Genomic DNA, 21,042 nt, shown 5'->3' on the forward strand with positions numbered 1-21,042 from the left:
AATAAACAAAACCCGAAAAAGGATATAACAATGCTATTAGGCGCTTTAAAACAATCTCTAAGCTCAGTCATCGACATGAACCGCTACACCGCCCTTTGCTCACATGTGGAGGGTGAAAACTTGCCGTTATGCGCTCAATTTCGTGTACTTAAATATATCTTTGGTGTGCATGGTCTAAGCGCACTTAAAAATTACAAAGAAGTTGAACACATTGACGAAGCCTTTTTGAAAAAACACTTCCTACGCATGATGAACTATGACTTTGAAGCAGTCATATACCTTGCTATGGTCGGCATGCGCGAACTTATCTTAGAAGCTGATGCTTTTGACCATGACGGCGAACAAAACACCCAAAATGAGCTTAAACAAGCATTCCAATACGTTTCAGAAAATGACGTTCGTAATTTTGCTTATGTCACTCACATGGGCTATTCAGAAAAGTATTTCAACTGGAATATCATTCGCCACCAGTCTAAAGATGAAGCGGATAATCCCCTCACCTTTTGGTTATTTAAGAATGCAATGTATTCACTATTTTTCAACTTAGCCAATCGGGAATAATGCCCCAACTCATTAAGAGTATTTAAGTCCGAACTTAAGTACTCTTTTTTTTGCATTATAAAAATAGACCGGTATATACGCCGTCTAAGCATGGCTTAAAACGTATACGATGATTTTAATTGATTAAAATATTTTCAAATATCCATTACGAGTTTTAGGTCAGTTAATTAATTCCAATAAAGTTATTCATTAGTATTTTTTAAATAAAATGGCTCTATCGAAAGCAATTGCTTAAAACTTGGAGTCCTGTAATGAATCAACTTGATAAGCTAAATCATTTAAAAAATATCATCAAGCAAGTACCACATGAGCGTTTTGATCTGGATTTATGGCGCACGATCCCAGGTACCGACAATATGACTTTTGCTCAACTTATAAATAGTGATGCTAATTGTTGCGTCATAGGTTGGGCGACAGCTGATGAAACATTTAAAAGACTTAACTTCATGATGTTAGACGGCGTTCCCCTTTATGCACCATTCCGTGCGAATACTGGTGAGCCATTCACTTATGAAGAACTCAAAACAAATGTTGTTTATCGCGGTTCTGAAGCAGTACGTGAGTTTTTTGGACTCAATTATGAAGATGTCGATCATATTATTTTTGACAGCAACTACGCTTTTGAAGACCGAATCAAAGACGAGATTATTCATCATATCAACCAAGTTATTAATTGCGTGAACATCCGTCCACAAGACCTTGACCACTTGTTATCTAGCTCAATTGTTGCACTGGATAACGAAGTCCGTGAGTTCACTTTAAATGATGATGAAGTCCGTGAAATATCTGTTGTGGTTGATTGCTTCAATAAGTTTTTTCCCGATGGTGCTTATCTTGAGTTTGTTGCTACGGTCAACGTACCAGGTGATTGTGATCCACTGGAATACATCGCCAGCAATTACAACATTAAAGAGCCATTAGCTTTCGTTCCTAAGCCGAATGAAGCATTAGAAGAATATCTGGAAACATACCCGATTGAACATCTCATGCATAACTGGCAAGAGGATTTCATTTCGCCGTATGACGGAATCATTAATCAACGTTTAACGCATATCGCATTGCAAAATTTAAATAACGCAAAAGTAGTTCAATAAGGAAACCTACCCATGACAATTGAAAATCCGCAACTCGTCAGTGCTATCAATGAACTTGGCTTTTACTTGCCACAGCAAGTACAACAGATACCTAACATCACAGAAGCCGGTTTTCGTGTGTATGTGATCGATACATCAAAACACACCAACATCGAGGCACTAATTAGTGCTATTGAGAATGTCAGCATCACTTCACAGCCCTTTTCTTTTCAAGATGATTACGATATGGGCGTGTTTTTTGAGGGATTTAGTTTCTTCTTGCCTATGCTCATTACACAAGATAGTGATGCACCTTTACCACTGTTCTTAATTCAACTGGATTTGTAAATCCAAAAGCGGTACGTGCGCCAGTATGTACCGCTACCCCTTTTGGCACACTGCCTAAAACTTGGAGCAGATATGAACAAAGCAACGACCGTTGAGCGTTTAGAAAAGCTGATTGAGCTAGTGATCGAGGTCATTCCTGATGAAAGCTTTGATTTCGACATTTGGCGTGATTATGACGCAAGCCATACAGAACAACACACCGATTTCTTTTCAGGTTTCACCACTGAAGAATTGTTAGATAAAAATATTGTAGGATGCCTGATTGGTTGGGCTACGTCTGTCGAGTATTTCCAAAATCTAGGTTTCAATTTTCATGGTTCTGTTGGGCCAATCTTCATGTATGAAAAAATACTCAGCAATGAAGAGCTAAAAGATGCGCCTGTTGTCACTGTACCAGTCGTTTACCAGTGGAAAGCAGTACGTGAGTTTTTTGGCATCACTCAGGAAGATGCTTTGGTGATGTTTAGCTATGACAATTACGACCAGGCCAAAATTGATAAGGACACAATGATTCGATTTATTGAACGCATCATCCAAAAATATAAGTAACCACCGAAACGGCGCAATGCCGTTTTGCTAGACGTTATAACCGCTTACGATGATTTTAATTGGTTAAAATATTTTCAATAATTTTAAATTTTGAGAAAAGTTTTTCCCCTGGTACACCCCTCTATACTTAATCCATAGCAAGCAAGGCACAAAGCCTTAAATCTGGAGTAAGTCGAATGAATACAGCGCATAAGTACGATGATCAAGTCATCATCCCAACAATAGCCGGGCAACTGGAGTTGCTGTCTGGTACCGATCTAAACAAAGAACTGGCTGAGCATGTTTTTCATGAAGCACCAGACATCGATCTAAGTATCTATGACATTTTTATTGTCTGCTTAAGTGGCGGTAAGGATTCGATTGCAGCGTATTTGCGCTTACTGGAGGCTGGAGTAGATAAAAGCAAAATTGAGCTTTGGCACCACAAAATTGATGAAGAAAACCAGCCGTTCATGGATTGGGTGTTCATGGAAAACTATACCAAAGCATTCGCTCAGGCATTCGACACACCATTGTACTTCAGTTGGCTCGAGGGCGGTTTCCTTGGCGAAATGCTCAAAGAAAACAGCTACTCAAAACCCCACTTCGTAGAAACACCAGAGGGCTTAATTAAGCTTGAACGCGACAACAACCGCAGTAAACCAGGCACACGCTTGAAGTTCCCACAACAAGCAGCCAGCCTCATGACGCGCTGGTGTTCTTCAGCGTTAAAGATCGATGTCGGACGCAGAGCATTGAACAACCAAGAACGCTTTGACGGCAAGAACATTTGTTTTATCACTGGTGAACGCCGTGAAGAGTCGCCAAACCGCAGTAAGTACAACCAGCTAGAACCGCACCCATGCGACCGTAGAAGCGGTAAGAAAGCAAGACGCGTTGACTGGTGGAAGAACGTGCTTCACTTCACTGAAGAGCAAGTATGGGCGTTACTGGAGAAGTACAAGGTTACGCCACCAGTGCCATATCGCTTAGGTTGGGGCCGTAGCTCATGCATGACCTGTATCTTCAACAGTCCTAAAATCTGGTCAACCATCAGCACCTACTACCCGGAACGCGCTCAGCTGATCGCTGGTTATGAACAAAAGTTTGATTGTACGATCAGTCGCTCAAAGATCGATGTCGTCAGTCTGAGCAATGGCATTGAGCCATTCGACATTCAGGATATGGAAGCACTGGTACAGTCCAAAATTGAAAGTTATTACCTACCAGTGTTCACGGATAACTGGACGGTTCCACCAGGCGCATTCAACAAGGAGGGTTGTGGATCGCTGTAAATTAGGGTGCCATTTGGCACCTTTTTAGGATGAAAACCGCAAGCGATGTTTTTTAATTGATTAAAAATGGTTTGGAATAATTTTGTTTTTGAATAAGTTTTTGACACCACCTGTCAGCATAAAATGATTTTAAACCAATCAATATGAGATGATGTTTATGACAACTTTAAACGAAACAATGCAAAAGTTCTGTAAAGCTAAGGCAATGATGACCTATTTAATGTCTGATGATCCTATCATTGATGAATCTGTCAGCCGTTACGAAAATTGGGCATTGGCTTATGACCTTTTGGTGAGTATTGGGCATCTGGATCTAGAACAAGTTGAGCAGGTCTGGAATGAAAAAACCCATACCAATTTTGTGCTTTGGGGTGTAGTTGGTGAATGCTCAATAGAAGAAATTTTATCGTATGTGACAGAAGAATATGACGCTCAAGCTGTCACACTGGCGCAGATTAATGAATTACAAGACGGTAAAACACTGGCAGAAATCTAAAATCAACCTAAGGAATGAGTTATTAATTAAGTATTAATAGCTCATTTTTTATTGTCTGAAACTATACAACTACCACCTTGAATCATTTTCACAAGCATCGCCATCGCCGTCACCATCCATCATGGTATCTGGGCAGTTTTTCACAAACCAATCAGCTTCTTCTTTAGATCGCATTTGAGAGCAATGCTTACGACCATCGCACTTATAGGCTACTGGCTTTTGATATATAACATTTGTAGTTTGATTATCTTTATATAGATATTTCTTTAATTGAATGCTACCTAGATATGCCACCCCAATAGCTATGCTAATAAAAATTATCCATAGATATAGTGGCAATGATTTTTGCTTGTCATGCGTTTGTTCATGGTCGGAATAGTAAACATGGATTGCCCTATTTTTATTTTCTTTTTTAACTACCTCGAAATAGACCTCTCGACCTACTATTGGCTGTTCGCCTTTCTGAAAATCCTTAATATGGAAAAATACATCACCAAAATTACTCGTAGATATAAAACCAAAACCACGCTCATTATTATATTTTTTAATTGTTCCTGTTAGTACCACCTAAAACCCCATATATATTAAAAGCTATATTAATTATATTTGTTAAACCTAAATAAATACTATCTTTTTTTAAAAAAAAGTTTTAAGGTTTATGGATTTATTATAATTAAAACATCAAAAGCAATTGCTTAAAACATGGAGTAGCTATTATGAATAATTTTTTCGCTGGTGCTGAAGTCATCACTGTTTTTTCTTTACAAGACGCTTTAGAAGAGGGCGTGATTATTTGCCTTAGCGATAAAGAAGAACATGCCAAAGATTGCAAACAGTTCTATAAGTTCCCTGTTTATATTACAAGCAACTTGTATAACAAGCACCTGACAGCTGCAAAAGCAATTTTTCCGAATGGTACGGAAGCTGATGCAGAAAAAATCAATGATTTAATGGGATATACCATCTTTGATATGTTGAACATGAGCGTTCGTGGTTCAGTTGCACTTAATGACCAAAGCGTTAAGTTTAAATATGCTCTACAAGATACACCGCATACCTTTTCTGACACCTTAATCACCAATATTGCTACGGTTGGGCCTGGTGTGAATGGTGAGCCTATCATTACTTTTATGATGCCTGAAGACCAATAAACACAACACCTAGCATTGACCAACCAATGCTAGGTTTTTTTGAGATCCGAACGTTCATTGAGAGGTATAAAAAATTCAAATGGCGACTATGAAAATTGACAACCCTGACTTATTCGGCTTTGCAAATATGCAAGAAATAGAACAACAAAGAGAAAAAAACGAATTAAAACGTATAGAAACGATGAAGCTTGTCCGTTGTGACTGGTTTATCGCAGTGACATCTACTGGAGAGCTGTTTAAGTACAGTGAAAAAGTACCAGCTAAATATAAGGCGTTTAAAGGCATTAAATTATTCAAGTGCTGGAATGAAGCTACCGCGGATCTCGTGTTAAATGCCGTAAAAGGCGCAATCAAGGGTAATCGTTACGAAATACCAGACGTTAAAAAAAGCAAAAAGTTTGCTGTTGATAGCTGGGTAAGAAACATTGATCTAAAGTTTCTACATTTGCCAGTCGGTCAACTCACCAACCTGTACAGGGAACATCAAGAGCGTTTAAGACTGAAGCGTGAAAAAGCCAGACTTAAAGAAAATGAAAACACGTATGACGTAGAACCGCACTAATCACACCCACCAGGAATAAGCACCCATAGCTTATTCCTTTCATAAGATGATGGCCGTAAACGGTGTTTTTAATTGATTAAAAATAACTTGAAATCATGAGCCTATCAGCCGAAATACTTTTACTGAAAAGTTATACAGGCCACATGCACCGATATAATGAATACATCAAAGCTCATTGCTTAAAACTTGGAGATACGACAATGCAACTACAAAAATTTAATACTGGTACTGCTAATGTGCGCCACTTGCTACAAAGCTTCACCCAAGCGTATGACGGTTTACCAAGTTGCGTCATCAATGTGATTGGCGTAGCAACCAAAGCAGATCCGCAGTTTATTTTTAACATTGAACTGGATGTCGTTTTATTTCACCAACATAAGTCACAAGCCTACTGCATTGAAGTCAATGCACCGTTACAGGTTCAAGCCATCGCAGACGCTCACGAATCATTTAGATTCAGTCCTGATGATTCTCATGCATTGATTGAGGGCGAAGTCATGGATGTGGCGATAAATTTACAACACCAAGCCATTAATGACATGATTCAATATGATTTGCTGTCAGATGCAGAACTGGAAAAGTTCAATACATGGAATAAAGGTTTCGCCAGTGCATTACTGACTGAATGTTTTGAAGATGTCGCAGATTTTAATGCGCTGCATAGCTCACATTTTATGGCGAACACTGTTTATTTAAGACTGATTGAGTACTTTAAAAACAACCTGTCATAAGAAACCATTAAACAAATAGAGGGAGATCCAATAAAGGTCTACCCTCTTTTTTTATGCCTTTAGATTTTATGACGTATACGATGTTTTTTAATTGATTAAAAAAATATTGGAATTTTTCATTGCCAGTTCCATAAGTAATTTGAGAAAAGTTTTTAAGGGATATTTCACAAATATAATTAATTCATACCTAAGCAATTGCTTATAACTTGGAGTTGAAGATATGAAAAGCCTACTTGATTTTTTTACAAACCGTTCTAAAACATTAAACATTATTGTGAATCCTGAATTAAATACAGGTCATTCCCTTGCTGATTTTTCGTATAACGAAGAATTGCATCAAGACCTTAATGTATTAACGGTTATTCCGCTTGATCATTACGGAAACTTTCTATCTTTAACCCTTGATGATTGGGGCGTTATTACTTCAAAAGTTCAATTCCCTGAGCATCTTGATTTTAATCAATTGCTCAGCATTTTTTGGGAAACACAACCCATTTTAGTTGTTACTGACATCGCACGTTCAGAAGTGCATGACAGCGACTTTTTTCAACAAAGCTTGGTCAAGCAAGTCAATCTTGCATATAGCCGAGATATTGCCAGTGAATATGCACCAGAAGATGTTCACTACATCTCTCAATCTTTTGATTTAGATAAGCTGATGCGTTGCGGTGTATATCTGCAAGGTCATTGCTATTCAGCTCATGATTTCGTCATTAACAACCATAACCTATTTGAAAAAGACAGCTTGATTGTGCCTGTTTTTAACATCCACTCGACACAAAAAGAACTGCAACAATTTTTAGTATTTGATCTGCAAGGTAAGTTTTTGGATTGCGTTGTTGGCACTGAAGTTTTGTACTAAGGAATATTGATCATGTCTAAAAAATACTTATTGATTGAATTGAGCTACGAAGCACCAAACAACACCAGTGCTGATGCTGTTTTGCACAATGTCTATATTGATATTAATCACCCTGAAAATCTGGCGATGTTTAGCGAGTCTTGCAAGAATCGCCATGAAATTAATGAAAACCTACCCATTTGCCAGTTAATCACTTCATGGGTTCGATTACTAGGGATCTTCACCATTCTGGACAATACGGATCAGGACAAAGAAACCCCTGTTCTCATTCAACTTGCTGACGGCGGTACTTTATCTATCGATGGTTGGGAAATTCTCGACCAAGAAACCAAAGATAGACGCTTGGCGTTAATGGACATTGAGCCAGATGAAGAACAAGACGTAGACGACCCTATTTTGTTCGCTTATGAGCATTCAGACTCAATCACACTCACCAAAGTTGAAAAGCCAGTAGCAGAAAGTGTATATGTCGCTACGCGTAACTCTTACAGCAACAACTTTGATTTAGTTCTTGAATGTATCTTGAATCCTGAAAAACATTACAGCCTATATCAAGGCTCATATGATGGCACTCATGTTCAAGTGATCCTGAATGACTTGGCACTACTACCATCATGTAAGACACATAAATCAGAAATTGGCGACTATGTAACATGCAATGTACTGGAGCTGTTCAAAGGCTCAATAGATGCGTATGGCGCAGAAAATGAATTTATTGATTCATTCGTGCAACTCGACATTACACCGTACTTAGATAGCACACTGAAAATGGACTACACCGAATTGCAGTTTAGCTACCAGAGCAACGATCTCATTGCATTTTTTGGGAATGATCCATGTTCTTAACATGGATCTCTATGGAATAGGAGAAAATACAATGTCTGATCATATCTATAATTACATCATCGGCAGAATCGACAAAAGCCGTAAAATTATGGTTCTGGTGAACTACGAATCAAGATCCAATCTGGTGACTCAAGCACAGTTAATGAAAGTGCAATTCCCGAACATCAATACCTTGAGAATGTTCCTGAATGACTTTGAGCCAACGGAAAAACATGTTATCCATTACTCGAAATACAGTAAAGAAATGCCATCAGGTGCAGATGGATATTTCCTATTTTCAGAACATGACCAGCAATGGAATATTTTTGATCCGAATGTCTTAAGTCGGTTTGTTTGTATATACCAAGAATCACCAGAGTTAGATAATTACCAAGATTACATCTGTTCTTGTGAAGTCAAAAACTCACCCACACTTAAAGCAAAACATAAAAAACAAGCATTTATGGAGAAGATGATCTTCACTTCATTGGGTTTTGAGCGTTATTGCCATCATTGCAACGGTTATGAACCACTGGATCGTTTTTATTATCATTCTGATACCAAAACCTATGAATCAGTTTGCAAGCCTTGTTATGTTCCTCATTACAAACCTTACAAGATGAAAAAACTTATGACCAGTACGGTTGAAGAATATATTTAATCATTAACTAGAACTCAAAAAGATGGCAACTATTAATTATTGCCATCTTTTATTTATTTTCTTTAACATATAAATTATAAACCCTAAATATAGGATTCCTTATGACTTTAAGTTATCAGCTTAATGAACTAAATAAAAAACAGAATAAAAGTAAAAATACAAATGAAGATCACCTGATGCATTACAACTTTTACTTAATAAAAGAATGTGATGCAATATTAAAATCATTCGGATATAACACGTTCAGGCTTAGATCAAATGAGATTAAAGGTAGACACATAAATGTACTTTTTCAGTATTGGAAAAACCAGACTCAAAATATTGTTATTTTAAAGCAGAAATATAACTTTTTATTGTGGTGGGCTAATAGTTGCAACAATGTTGGTGTTCTAAAAGAATTATCTGTTTATTTAAATTGCCCATTAAATAAAATATCCGCACCACTAGATAGCATAGAGTCTAAGTTTGGCTGGCATAATAATATTCACCTACCATCATATAAATGTCTTGAATGCGAAGTTCAGTTAGAATTAGTAAATAAATCTTATATATGCCCTATTTGTTCAAAGTATGTTGGAATTAATAGCGATGGTAGACCATTAGGATATATTGCAGATGAAGAACTTAGAGCTTGCAGAAAAAAAGCACATTATTTTTTTGATAACTTATGGCAAAGAAAGTTAATTACACACCCGAACCTAACAAAAAACCAAGCAAGAAGATTAGGCTATAAGTGGTTATCAGAAAAGTTAAATATATCGCACCATTTATGCCACATTGCTTTTTTTGATATAGATCTATGTAATCAGGTTATTTTAATATGTGAGCCTTATTTTATTTCATTAAATAGAAATAATTGATATTACTTTTATTCAACGTATACGGTGATTTTAATTGATTAAAATATTTTCATTGCTGAACCACTACCGTTGTTATATTCAGCTTCATTCATATTTTAAGAAAAAGTTATAAACGCCACTTAATAGCTATTTTGGAATCTCAGATGTAGAGCACACGGCTCAAAACTTGGAGATTTTAAAATGTCACATTTCACAGTTGCAGTAGTTACCACCCCTGATGGTGATGTTGTAGATGCCCTAGAACCATTTTACGAATTTGAATGCTCAGGCATTAAAAACAAATATTGCATTTCAGAATCATCATTGGACGAAATTAAAGACCAATACGAATCGACAGAAATCACTTTGATGAAAAACTCAAAGCCTATCTTAGATGATGGTGAAGAGCGCTATGCGTTTCTTGACGACCCTCGTTTCGTGCGTGATGCAACAGACTTAGAGCTTGATGCCATCAAAAACAACAAAGGTGATATTTTTGCTGACTTCCCGAACGGCGGTGAGCATTTATCAGTGGTACAGGTCAAAAACGATGATGGTACGTACTCAAGTCGCATTCGTGATTTAGGCATGTTCATTCAATGGCATCAAAAAGATGTGCCATGTACTGAAGTGTTTGAGCTTCAACAGTTCATTAATTGGTATAACGAAGAAGTTACGCCAACTGTTTTGACAGGTGAAAAACCTGATGAAAGTTGGACAGAATGGATAGAGCTTGATGCTGATGGCAAAGTGGTCGATTACTTCACCACCACCAACCCGAATCCGAAATACGATTGGTATGAAATCGGAGGACGTTGGAAAAACATGCTGTTGCGTCTTGATGGACGTAATGTGAATAGTTGCCCGATTGGTGAGCTTGATTTTGAATCCGAAATCAACCGTTTAAAAACCGAAGCCAACCGTGTTTATGACTACTTTGAAAAATGTATCGGTGATGCTTCACGTACTTGGCGTCCATTAAGTGAATTGTGGGCTGATGAATCAATCGAAACAGTCAATGAAAAGCGTGATATTTATCATAACCAAGATTCAATCAAAACAATTAGAGCCAATGACACTGATAAGTTTTATGGCTTGAGTGGCTATGATTTTGATGAATTTTTGGTGAGCCGTGAAGAATTCGTAGCTAAAAAATCAGCAAACCCATTCGGTACATACTGTTTCTTAGATGCGACCAGTGGTGATGAAATAGGCGACTGGACAGGTTCAGAGTGTGGCATGTTTGGACAGGATATTCGCAAGGAAGAAGATTGGGAAAACAAAAACCAAGCCTTGCTCAAGAGCTTTCCAAGCGACTATATAATCACGATTGTTGATTGCCATATCTAAAACCCAAACAGGGATAAGCGTAAAACCTTATCCCTTTTCTTTTGGGCATTTTTTAAAGCGCATTCGATGTTTTTTAATTGATTAAAAAGGTTTTGAATTTTTAAATTTTAAGAAAAATTAAACAGCTATTGCGCTTTGTATAATGAATATAGATTTAATCACTATCCTTAAAGGTTTTAATATGTGGAATACATTAGTTTTAATTCGTAAAACTGCAACGTCAAAAGAAATAAAAGACAAAGCTGATATGTATTTAAGCCAGTTAAATACTGCAACCATTTCAGCATCTCTTAAAGCTGAAATACTCTCTTTTATCGAATCTGTTTTAAACGATTAATCAACTTAGGCTCAACGCCTACAACTTGGAGAAACCCCATGAATTACTACAACACATTCACCATTCCATGCAATTTTAAAGTACAGCACATTGAAGATGGTCAATTTGTCGTGTTTTTTGCTGATGGCACTCAGTTAAGTTACCAGATTGAAAACACCAGCAAGGTTAAATGGATTGAACCTGAAGCATTCAGCTTAGAGCAAGTACTCCTAAGCTCAAAAGAGCCAATCAATGCCGATGATATTGACATCATTAAGTATGCTTCATACCGCTTAATTGCTGACACGCCATTGATTGATGATGATGGTAGCAATCCTGAGCCTGATTGCCTTTACTGCAAAAAATCTAGTGACACTCTTAACAGCCTCATACTTCAAGTCACTGAAGCACATACCCTCCCATGTTGGCTACTGACATCAAACGGCGTTCATATCCTAGATATTAATGAATTGACTGAAGTTTAAGAACAACAACTAGTGAAGCATGTCTATTGCTTCACTTCTTGGCAGTTGAAAACCGCATTCGATGTTTTTTTAGTTGATTAAAAAAAGGTTTAGAAATTTGGTTGTGGCCAGCGCTAGATCTGGCGCACCAGGATCAATGCTTATTTTTATGGTTCCTTAATTGCTTCCATCATTTTAATAGCATCCTCATTACCATTTTTAGCTGCTATCTGTTAAAAGTCGCAGCAAGGATCAGTAAAACAATAATAAAAATAAATAATTTTAAAAAAGTTTTTGGTTTAGGTTCTATCTTAAAATAAACATATTGAAGCAGAAAGCTTAAAACTTGGAGTTGAAATGGTTACTATTAATGAATTACTTAGCAAAAACCTTGATCGCAAATATGGTCCAATTGAAGCGCATGAAGTTATAGAACTTGTTCGTGTAACTCGTGCGCCAGAATCAATAAATAACCCTTCAATGCCATCAGTTAGAATTTCTACTGCAGATCTGCACCATATGGTTGAACAAGCTAAAAAGTTCAATTTGTGGGAAGAATGGTCCACCAAGGTTTTAGCAACTGAGTTGCCATACAACCCTTATCTTAAGCCAGTGTTTACAGGTCATAGTTTCCCACGTTCTAGCATGTCTACTGACAACTACGAAGCATTAGTACGCTCTACGTTAGTGCCGGTGCTACTACCTGAAGATAAAAAGTCTTTTATCAACCTGAATGACAAAGTTATGTCATTTAACAACCTCATGTTTGATATGCCCGATGCGATGGTGAACCATCTCATGACTGGTAAAAAACTTTGGCTATATGCAAAAAATGGGCAAGTGGTCTGGTATACCCGTGCTGAGTATGAGGCGCAAACCAAGTGGAACCAGGCTGAACAGGATGCTAAGAAAAAAATTACTGCATTGTTTGAATTATTCAATGCGCTGCAACAAGCTAAACCGATCTTTGATGCTATCGATCAGAAGAAAAACTTCAGTGCTTTACCGTTCAAATGGTTCACTGGTGTAAAAATTGTAATGTCAGGCTTGTCAGCTGGATCATGGGGCGATGGTGAAAAATCAAATACAGTGACTCACTTGGTTTTTGATGAAGACTACTCAGGATCTAAATTGGTTCGTGAGAAAAACCAGTACTTGTGCTCAGCTGGAGGCTTATTCCCTGCAGATGAAGCAAAGAAAGAATTCAAAATGAAAGTAGGTGAAGTTACCGTGGACACGGTACCGCACCTTGTTACATGTAAAGTGTGCCTAAAACGTATTTTTACGCAACTTGCATTAACTCAATCTAATTAATCAAATTTATAGGGTGTTCATCATGAATAACAAAACAATTGCCAAAAAAATGATTAACCAAGTTAAATCGGTTATCACTGACCCTCAAGCAAAAAGCTTGTTGGCTGCTTATCACGTAGAGACGTCATTTACCCACTTCTACGAAACACACAGCCACATTTACTTGGTTGGTAAAGACATTACTGCAGTCATGGCCAAACATTTTCCATACTTCACGTTTAAGACTCGTGATAACAAGAAAGCCCGTCACGGTATTGGCGATGGCTCAATGTCTGATTGCTTAAACAAGCTGCGCCGTGTGTATCGCTTAGAAATCAAAAAACCGATTAGCGAGAAGTTTATCGCTGAAGCTGGTGCACCGACTTTCACAAAAAGCCAATCTGTAAGTCCTGTTGCTTATTTGATTGATGAAGTTGTGCAACAAGAAACAGCGCCGATCGCACGATCTGACGTTCAAAACAGTTTCCAGGATCTTTTCAATTGATTTGAGGCTTATATGAATATGCATACGACTCAAAAGAGTGAGAGAGACAAAATGACAAAACGCTGTTCTGTTGATGTGAAGTCACCCTGGTTCTTCATAGAGGACCAAATCCCAAACAAAGATGGCACGGCGTTTATTGTGTGGGATGAATTCTTAGACCATGAAATTAAACCTATCCGCTGGAGCGATAAGATCCGTGACTATGCTTCAGGTGAAGTCGAATGGAGTGGAAGCTTCTTATTTTGGCGATATGATGATGGTACACCAGCTGAATCACCAAGAAGCTATCAGCAATCTTAATTTCTTATATTTCCGAGGGTGTAGCCAATTGATTTTGAGATTTGATCAATCTCTTTAAGGCAAAGGTTTGATTCCTTGAATGCCAGTTCGAGTCTGACCATCCCCGTCATTGCCAACAAATTCCCTCAAATGAATCAATTGAAGACAATCATACCAGCCTCACTAAAATAGTTACGGCTTTGACGTTCTGACTTAGGTTCCCAATCTCTATTTTTCAGATTACATGATCCAGCAGCAATTTTAGCCTTGCCAAACTTACTTTGAATGTTTTGAAACGCCGTCATTAACGCTTGCTCTTTTTCAAGCTGCTCTACGTCAGTTAGTAGGCCGATCGTGCGATGTTCTTCTTTTATCAATTCACACAACATCACGCCACATTTCTTAAACTCTATCCCCTCTTTGTACAATTTATCAATCAGTGATGTGGCAGCTTTAACCAGTTGCATCAAATTGTTTGTAGGTTGGGTAAACGTGTATGTTAACGACTTGCTGTAATACGGTTTTGACTGGTCAAATGGGTTGGATTGCAAGAAAACAATCAGAGATCCGCATAGCTGGTGTTCAGCAACAAGCCGATTGAATGCATTATGGGTATATTTGCTGACGGCTTCTTGAAGAATTGAGAGCTCAGTAATTTTCTGGCCGAAAGATTTGCTCGAGACAATCTGTTGTTTCGCCTTAGGTGAACTTTCAAATTCAAAGCATGGCTGGCCAAGCAATTCTAAAATCGTACTTTGCATATTCACATTGAAGAGTTCACGCATTCGATTCGGGTTGGATGTTGCAAGATCCAGCACACTTAAAATCCCCATGTCATTAAGCTTTTTAGCGTACTTTCGCCCTACACCCCATATTTCATCAACTGGCATGCTTTGATAGTAGCTTTCGACATCTACCAGGCTCATTGTCACTAAATTACAGATTCCATTTAATTCTGGATTCTTTTTGGCAAGGTTGTTGGCCATTTTACTTTCAGTCAGTGTTCTACCAACACCCACGCACGTTGTTAAGCCAATAAACTTATATACTTGATGCCGAATCTCCCGTGCCATTTCAGTAGCATCAAAGTTTTTAGTAAATTGAGTAAATTCTATAAAGCCTTCATCAATGCTGTAAATGCTGTAACAGCTTGGATCTACAAAACCAGATAATATTCCATGAAAACGGCGTGACATTTCGCCATATAGCGCAAAATTGCTCGATAGCACATGAACGTTATGTTTATTGATGATGTCTTGGACCTTAAAGAGTGGCGCACCCATCGGGATTTTTAAGAGTTTAGCTTCAGCGCTTCTCGCGATGATTGTTCCATCATTAGAGCTTAAGACAACGCATGGTTTACCCTTTAACTTAGGGTTCCAAAATGCTTCCATCGAACAATATGCCGAATTTATATCAACATGAATAAATACCCGGTTTGTCATTTTCGTGCGTCTTTAATGATGTAAGTCACTACGCCCCACACAATCAATTCCTGTTCAGGTTTTAGAAAAATATGTGAGTGCTCTTGGTTTTCTGCTTTAAGCCAAACTGGAGGGATAGATTTTGCATCTGGACCAAAAATTTCATTAATTTCACCAGCTGACATTTGCTTGGTGATCATCAACCGCTTAACGGTAAAGTCTGTTTCTAGCTGAGCAACAATAATATCTAGATGCTTGGCGTCTAAGCTTCTATCGATTATGAGCTTATCGTTAATATCTATACCGGCATTTAGCATGGAACGAGAGCCTACTTTACCAATAAACGTAGAGTACTCATTGGTGATCAGCATTTCGTTGAGATCGACCGACTTTTCAATAAAATCTTGTGCTGGTGATGCAAATCCAGCCGACAGCAGCTCTAACGCCACTGGAATGCGTTTAGGTGCACCAGGAGCAAGAGCTTCAATTTCAACTAAATCACCAGCTTTAAGCGGTATTTCTGATTTTTCTGACATCTCAAGACCGGTGAAAGAATATATATACCAATTCTATTTCTTGCATGTCTGATGATCAATCAAAAAATAAAAACCAGTAGGCATGCCACTTGCCTACTGGTCGTATTGGAAGTTCAAAATTGACTTAGATCTTAGAAAAACTCAAGTGATATGTTGGACATCTATATTCACTTGAATACACAACCAAGATTGAAGTGCTGGAAGAAGCATTTTTAGCATTAGGACTTTGGATCTTCAGGTTATTTAATTAACTTCTACCCTTTTGACCTAGCCTAGCTAGGTTTTTTTTTGAAAAAATTTTAAAGCCCAAACAGTCTTTAAAATGAATACATCAAGCTCATTGCTTAAAACCTGGAGTATTCAAGATGTATCTACGCTACACGATGTTTAAAACAGATGGAGAAAAAGTCCTTAGTTCGCACGGCATTGGGTTAAGCAACTGCTTTATTTACCATGCAGCGGAAATACTCTACAAAGAGGTTCAAAATTCTGCATCTTTTGACCGTTACATTGAGAGATTATCAAAGTGTAATACGATCAAATACAACCACGAACGACACGGCGACAAAGCACGTATTGTCTATTTTGCACCTGAAGATCTAACGCGTGTCTCTTACAGTACAACATATAGCGAACGGGTTGAAAATGCCAATATCGATAGCTTTGACTTGATTACCCTGTACGCTGAGTACAAAACTATTTTTAGTTGTATCTATTTTGATATATCAACGAATACCTGGTCTGTACGTACATACACTGATGTATTAACATCAATGGGCATGTTAAAGCCACCAGTAGCACAGTTAGCATTTGCAATATAAGAGCCCCTGAAAAGTCTTATACCCACCTAGCATTGACCAATCAATGCTAGGTTTTTTTTACGATGCAATTTGATATTCCATTTCATGTTTAAAGTTTGCTTTGACAAGTGCATGGGATAGATCTGGAGGTACTGAGTTACCTACCATTCTGTATTGCTCAGTTTTCGTCAGCTTAATTTTTTGGTTATTTTCATCTACACCATGAGTAAAGATGTAATTGCTTGGAAAGCCCTGAGCCTTATACAACTCAAATGGTTGAATCATCCTAAAACCAATGTCTTCAATATAATAATGTTCATTATTGATTTCGATTAAGCCGAAACGTTCAAACAAGTCATTCTTAAAGTTGAATTGCCCGGTAAATTTCAAAAGTAGCGCACGTACTTCCGCAAACTGATTCACGGTCGTTAACGTGTGAAATGGTTCTGATAGCTCTTGGCCAGTGCACCCCTTTTTCATTTTAGATAGGTGACACACGTATAGCGCATGTGTACCGCCTTTTGTTTCTGCTGTAATTGTACGTAATGGCTCATTTATTGGCATGGATCTACGACTTGAACCATTGGCACACTCAGTAAGAATTGGCGCCACATTGTCCACGATGTAAGGTTTTGGGTTGTGAACGATATATTTTAAAATCCCCCTCACAATTCGCTCTAATGTAGCTGGTGCTAAAGGTTTTTTACGCTTGAATATGCTTAAACATTCATAATTAAGGTCCACACATTGAGCAGCTGTCTTCCATGGTTGTTTTTTCGTTTTTTGAGGTGCAAAAAAGTCAAATTCAGCATGTGTGGGTTCTGGCCAGACGATCGGTAAATTGTCACGCCGAGCAATTAAGAAAAATCTATTTCTCAATGTCGGTGCACCATAGTCGCATGCTCGTAGTTCACGATATTCGACCGTGTACCCTTGGTACCTGAGCGCATTCACGAAACAGTTAAACGTTCGCCCTTTCCGCTTTAAAATCGGTTTACCGTTCTTATCCAAATCACCCCATTCAACAAACTCAACCACGTTTTCAAGCATGATGATTCGTGGTCGAACTGTTGCAGCCCACCTTAAAGCAATCCAAGCTAAACCGCGGATCTTCTTGTTTAACGGCTTGCCACCTTTCGCACGGCTATGATGTTTACAGTCTGGACTAAGCCAAACCAAGCCAACAGGTTGATTGCCCGTAATCTTTACAGGGTTAACATCCCAAACACTCTCGCAGTAGTGCTTTGTTTTTGGATGATTGATGCGATGCATGGCCAAGGCTTTCGGATCATGATTAATTGCAATATCAATCGGTCTACCGAACGCACGTTCTAAACCAGTTGATGTACCGCCACCGCCAGCAAAGTTATCAACGATTAATTCATGTGGAAGCAAGTTATACATAGAAATTCCCTCTTACAAATGCCCCTTTATGGCTTAGATCTCTTAATTCATGCGGTACATCTTCTGGAGACAGATACCTATAAGCATGAATAACCTTGCTCAGATTCATACAGCCACCCCCATGCTTTCAACGGCACTTTCTAATGTTTGATGTGCTGAATAATCATCACAGTCGTAATAATCGTCATCGATCAAATTAGAGATGTCGTAGTCACTCAAACCGCTATTTAAACAGCGACTCAAAAGCTCAGGATCTAAACGATCATACTTGTTGCAAATCGTCATTAACGAATTGCTATGTGCGTTGTTTGCCGTGAAAAATGAGTATGCAAAACCTTCAGGCGTTACGCTTCTAGCATTCTTAGTCGCAATACTATTGCCACCGTATAGGCGGTGCATTTTAGAGCCCTCAACAGGTTCAACAGGTGCAATTGGTAGGTCGGCATTGAAACGGCCCCACAATAATGTTTTCTTTGTGTATGTATCACCAAAATGAAACGGATCAAACGACAGACGCCACGGCGACAACCCGGTTAAGCTCGCAATACGCCCTACTGGATTCTCAATTGCCCAAATATTCGGTTTAAAAAATTCAATTGTTCTTAAAGTTTGGTACACCAGCTCAATACTGCTTAACGTGCGACCATCAGCATCTTTGGCAGTAAAATGTCTTGCACCAGAAACAGCAAAGTCTGTACATGGGCATGCAGCTAAAATCGCATGAACGTCCAAACCATCAAAGCATGCAAAAAGCTCGTTAAAGAATTCCACGCTGAAGTTATTAATATCGCCAAAATAAGGATCTGCCTGTATATCAAACCGAAATACTTGATAGCCAGCATCAACCCATGGTTGTGACCATGTGCCAGACAAATCAAAAAGAGAAAGGACAATTTTTTGGTTGTTTTGGGTGCGGATCGTTGGATCTAGATATTGGTTAAACGCAACGTTTTTCCATTGTTCTAAACGTTCTAATGCGGAAGATCTGGACATCCAGCCATTAGCTTCTACATATGCTTGTGATTTCTTATTTAAGCGAACAACTTCATTCTTATGCGGTGCATCAAAGATGTTTGAAATCTTAAACTCAGCATCAATAAAACTACTTCTTGCATCCAATAAAAGCTTATTGAAAAGTTGCAATTGTTCATTGTTGTTTTGCGTTTTTACTAAATCCACGACCGACTCCAAGTTTTAAGCAATGAGCTTGATTACTTAATTGTAGAGTCAGTTTTTCTAATAAAACTTTTTTAAAAAAAATAATATGAAATAGAAAAGGCTGAAATGATCAGCCTTTTATTATTAGCGAAAATAAGATTTATATTTTATTAATACCCTCACATAACTCTAATGCTAGTGGTTACATGGCGAATTCAAACATGAGGTGCGACAGTTTCAAAAGCCATATGATAATCAACAAGCTGAGCAAATTTCTCTAATGGTGTAAGCCAATCTAACGCTTTTCTAGGACGAGTATTCAGTGACATGGCAACTTGATTTAAATAATGCTGATCTGCCTGATTTAAATCAATCCCTTTAGGTAAATATTGCCTAATTAAACCATTCATATTTTCGCATGTGCCTTTTTGCCAGGGTGAATGTGGGTCACAGAAATATACATCTATGCCTAAATCTTCTTCAAGTATTTTATGTTCTGCCATCTCGCGTCCACGGTCATAGGTCAACGTTTTACGCAGTTCTGCAGGTAAATATTTCAGAGCTTCAGTTAAAGCCTTGCGCACTGATTCTGCCTTTGCATCAGGTAATGTTGCCAAGATACAGAGCCGTGTATTTCGTTCAATAAGTGTTGCTATCGAACTTTTATTGTCTTTACCTTTAATTAAATCAGCTTCCCAATGACCCGGTATTTTTCTTTCTTGAACTTCGGCTGGGCGCTCATGAATAGTTTTAATATCCTGTAATATAGAATCTTTTTTAGGTTCACCGTTAGCTTTTCGCTTTTTATTTTCATGACGCAGACAGGATAATAAGTCTTTTTTCAACTCACCCTTTGGTAATGCTCGTATCGTTGAATAAATCGTTGTATGGCTTACATTCATTGTTTGATCCAAATCAGGAAATGTCTTTAAACGTTTTGCTATTTGCTGAGGAGACCATAAACAACGGATCGCTTCAACAATAAATTTCCAGAGGATTGAATCGATTTTGAGTTTTCTGTGACCACGTCTACGTCTAGCGAAGGTGTTATCAGAAGCATATTGAGCTTGATAAACGTCATTGATGCTATTTCTTTTAAGCTCACGATAGATCGTACTAGGATGTCTTTTAATGAGTTCAGCAAATTTTCTGGCTGAAAAGCCTTCTTTTCTTGACTCAAGCATTAATGCAGTACGATCTTCAAAGTTAAGATGATGGTATGACAATTTTATATACTCCATAAACCCTTTAAATTAATTAGGTGGTTTATGTCGCACTTCAAGTTTTACTCTGCCCATTACTGGTTGATGCAACCAGGAATAACGAACAGCAAAGTAGTATTCTTTATTAATGGCGCATGAATTAGTCATAGTAAATACCTACTAGTCTTTAGTTAGCCAAAGGAAGAAACACAGTCCGAAGATGAAGAACCCCAATGTCAAAGGAACAGAAAGAAAAAAATGTTCGACTACACCAAAGCTAAAAATGGTACCAATATTGGTTGAAATAAAAAATCCCATTACACTAAGTAGTATTGGAAAAATAGCCATGAAAAAAATGTATAGCATTACTTTCAAAACC

26 protein-coding genes are annotated in these 21,042 nt (G+C 38.0%); 20 read left to right on the plus strand and 6 right to left on the minus strand.

The genetic code is table 11. From position 1 onward, the window contains the following. Positions 1–30 precede the first annotated feature (30 nt). The 6 genes from JFY49_RS16405 to JFY49_RS16430 all read left to right on the plus strand — a co-directional run bounded on the left by JFY49_RS16405 (position 31) and on the right by JFY49_RS16430 (position 4,301). Entirely contained in the window at positions 31–561 is a 531-nt protein-coding gene (locus JFY49_RS16405) for a hypothetical protein (protein WP_005006061.1), read from the plus strand. Between the two features lie 251 nt (positions 562–812). Continuing rightward, positions 813–1,655, plus strand: coding sequence for a hypothetical protein (locus JFY49_RS16410; RefSeq protein ID WP_042892739.1), 843 nt, complete (start codon positions 813–815; stop codon positions 1,653–1,655). A gap of 12 nt (positions 1,656–1,667) precedes the next feature. Next, entirely contained in the window at positions 1,668–1,982 is a 315-nt protein-coding gene (locus tag JFY49_RS16415) for a hypothetical protein (RefSeq protein WP_042892737.1), read from the plus strand. Positions 1,983–2,054: 72 nt separating this feature from the next. Further along, positions 2,055–2,531 (plus strand): hypothetical protein, encoded by a 477-nt coding sequence (locus tag JFY49_RS16420; RefSeq protein WP_005006052.1) that lies wholly within the window; start codon positions 2,055–2,057, stop codon positions 2,529–2,531. Between the two features lie 176 nt (positions 2,532–2,707). Next, a complete protein-coding gene (locus JFY49_RS16425; RefSeq protein WP_042892735.1) occupies positions 2,708–3,805 on the plus strand; it encodes a phosphohydrolase in 1,098 nt (365 codons plus the stop codon). A gap of 157 nt (positions 3,806–3,962) precedes the next feature. Then, the gene (locus JFY49_RS16430; protein WP_042892733.1) at positions 3,963–4,301 is read left to right on the plus strand and encodes a hypothetical protein; all 339 of its coding nucleotides are present in this window, start codon (positions 3,963–3,965) and stop codon (positions 4,299–4,301) included. A gap of 69 nt (positions 4,302–4,370) precedes the next feature. On the opposite strand, the gene JFY49_RS16435 is transcribed toward JFY49_RS16430, so the two are convergent. Continuing rightward, positions 4,371–4,868 (minus strand): cold shock domain-containing protein, encoded by a 498-nt coding sequence (locus JFY49_RS16435; protein WP_038350031.1) that lies wholly within the window; start codon positions 4,866–4,868, stop codon positions 4,371–4,373. 149 nt (positions 4,869–5,017) lie between these two features. On the opposite strand from JFY49_RS16435, the gene JFY49_RS16440 reads away from it, so the two are divergent. From JFY49_RS16440 to JFY49_RS16500, 13 genes are all read left to right on the plus strand, one after another. Continuing rightward, positions 5,018–5,452, plus strand: a complete 435-nt coding sequence (locus JFY49_RS16440) for a DUF6573 family protein (protein ID WP_038350030.1) — start codon at positions 5,018–5,020, stop codon at positions 5,450–5,452. Between the two features lie 79 nt (positions 5,453–5,531). Next, positions 5,532–6,014, plus strand: a complete 483-nt coding sequence (locus JFY49_RS16445; protein ID WP_227609677.1) for a hypothetical protein — start codon at positions 5,532–5,534, stop codon at positions 6,012–6,014. 200 nt (positions 6,015–6,214) lie between these two features. After that, positions 6,215–6,745, plus strand: coding sequence for a hypothetical protein (locus tag JFY49_RS16450; protein WP_005006040.1), 531 nt, complete (start codon positions 6,215–6,217; stop codon positions 6,743–6,745). A 274-nt stretch (positions 6,746–7,019) separates the two neighbouring features. Beyond that, positions 7,020–7,607 (plus strand): hypothetical protein, encoded by a 588-nt coding sequence (locus tag JFY49_RS16455; RefSeq protein WP_227609679.1) that lies wholly within the window; start codon positions 7,020–7,022, stop codon positions 7,605–7,607. A 12-nt stretch (positions 7,608–7,619) separates the two neighbouring features. Further along, on the plus strand, positions 7,620–8,453 hold the full coding sequence (locus JFY49_RS16460; protein WP_033917499.1) for a hypothetical protein: 834 nt from the start codon (positions 7,620–7,622) through the stop codon (positions 8,451–8,453). Between the two features lie 31 nt (positions 8,454–8,484). Further along, positions 8,485–9,093, plus strand: a complete 609-nt coding sequence (locus tag JFY49_RS16465; protein ID WP_005006032.1) for a hypothetical protein — start codon at positions 8,485–8,487, stop codon at positions 9,091–9,093. A 101-nt stretch (positions 9,094–9,194) separates the two neighbouring features. Further along, positions 9,195–9,953, plus strand: a complete 759-nt coding sequence (locus tag JFY49_RS16470; protein ID WP_200224935.1) for a zinc-finger-containing protein — start codon at positions 9,195–9,197, stop codon at positions 9,951–9,953. A 180-nt stretch (positions 9,954–10,133) separates the two neighbouring features. Beyond that, positions 10,134–11,282 (plus strand): hypothetical protein, encoded by a 1,149-nt coding sequence (locus JFY49_RS16475; protein WP_005006031.1) that lies wholly within the window; start codon positions 10,134–10,136, stop codon positions 11,280–11,282. A gap of 142 nt (positions 11,283–11,424) precedes the next feature. Beyond that, positions 11,425–11,619 (plus strand): hypothetical protein, encoded by a 195-nt coding sequence (locus JFY49_RS16480; RefSeq protein ID WP_005028569.1) that lies wholly within the window; start codon positions 11,425–11,427, stop codon positions 11,617–11,619. Positions 11,620–11,657: 38 nt separating this feature from the next. Next, a complete protein-coding gene (locus tag JFY49_RS16485) occupies positions 11,658–12,083 on the plus strand; it encodes a hypothetical protein (protein WP_005006029.1) in 426 nt (141 codons plus the stop codon). A 336-nt stretch (positions 12,084–12,419) separates the two neighbouring features. After that, positions 12,420–13,376 (plus strand): hypothetical protein, encoded by a 957-nt coding sequence (locus JFY49_RS17585; RefSeq protein ID WP_227504909.1) that lies wholly within the window; start codon positions 12,420–12,422, stop codon positions 13,374–13,376. Positions 13,377–13,398: 22 nt separating this feature from the next. After that, entirely contained in the window at positions 13,399–13,860 is a 462-nt protein-coding gene (locus tag JFY49_RS16495; RefSeq protein WP_046127872.1) for a hypothetical protein, read from the plus strand. 51 nt (positions 13,861–13,911) lie between these two features. After that, a complete protein-coding gene (locus tag JFY49_RS16500; RefSeq protein WP_033917550.1) occupies positions 13,912–14,160 on the plus strand; it encodes a hypothetical protein in 249 nt (82 codons plus the stop codon). 134 nt (positions 14,161–14,294) lie between these two features. On the opposite strand, the gene JFY49_RS16505 is transcribed toward JFY49_RS16500, so the two are convergent. Both JFY49_RS16505 and umuD read right to left on the minus strand, forming a co-directional pair. Then, positions 14,295–15,533 (minus strand): Y-family DNA polymerase, encoded by a 1,239-nt coding sequence (locus JFY49_RS16505; RefSeq protein ID WP_236754007.1) that lies wholly within the window; start codon positions 15,531–15,533, stop codon positions 14,295–14,297. A 47-nt stretch (positions 15,534–15,580) separates the two neighbouring features. Next, positions 15,581–16,099, minus strand: coding sequence for a translesion error-prone DNA polymerase V autoproteolytic subunit (gene umuD / locus JFY49_RS16510; RefSeq protein WP_033917549.1), 519 nt, complete (start codon positions 16,097–16,099; stop codon positions 15,581–15,583). Between the two features lie 383 nt (positions 16,100–16,482). Between umuD and JFY49_RS16515 the strand changes: the two genes are divergently transcribed. After that, a complete protein-coding gene (locus JFY49_RS16515) occupies positions 16,483–16,920 on the plus strand; it encodes a hypothetical protein (RefSeq protein ID WP_038350010.1) in 438 nt (145 codons plus the stop codon). Between the two features lie 57 nt (positions 16,921–16,977). On the opposite strand, the gene JFY49_RS16520 is transcribed toward JFY49_RS16515, so the two are convergent. The 3 genes from JFY49_RS16520 to JFY49_RS16530 all read right to left on the minus strand — a co-directional run bounded on the left by JFY49_RS16520 (position 16,978) and on the right by JFY49_RS16530 (position 20,645). Next, on the minus strand, positions 16,978–18,303 hold the full coding sequence (locus JFY49_RS16520; protein ID WP_043041742.1) for a DNA cytosine methyltransferase: 1,326 nt from the start codon (positions 18,301–18,303) through the stop codon (positions 16,978–16,980). A 105-nt stretch (positions 18,304–18,408) separates the two neighbouring features. After that, positions 18,409–19,482, minus strand: coding sequence for a DNA cytosine methyltransferase (locus tag JFY49_RS16525; RefSeq protein ID WP_200224936.1), 1,074 nt, complete (start codon positions 19,480–19,482; stop codon positions 18,409–18,411). A 194-nt stretch (positions 19,483–19,676) separates the two neighbouring features. Continuing rightward, on the minus strand, positions 19,677–20,645 hold the full coding sequence (locus JFY49_RS16530; RefSeq protein WP_235712942.1) for an IS30 family transposase: 969 nt from the start codon (positions 20,643–20,645) through the stop codon (positions 19,677–19,679). Positions 20,646–21,042: the final 397 nt, after the last annotated feature.

Origin of the sequence: Acinetobacter sp. CS-2 (genome assembly GCF_016599715.1) — a bacterium.
GTDB lineage: Bacteria > Pseudomonadota > Gammaproteobacteria > Pseudomonadales > Moraxellaceae > Acinetobacter.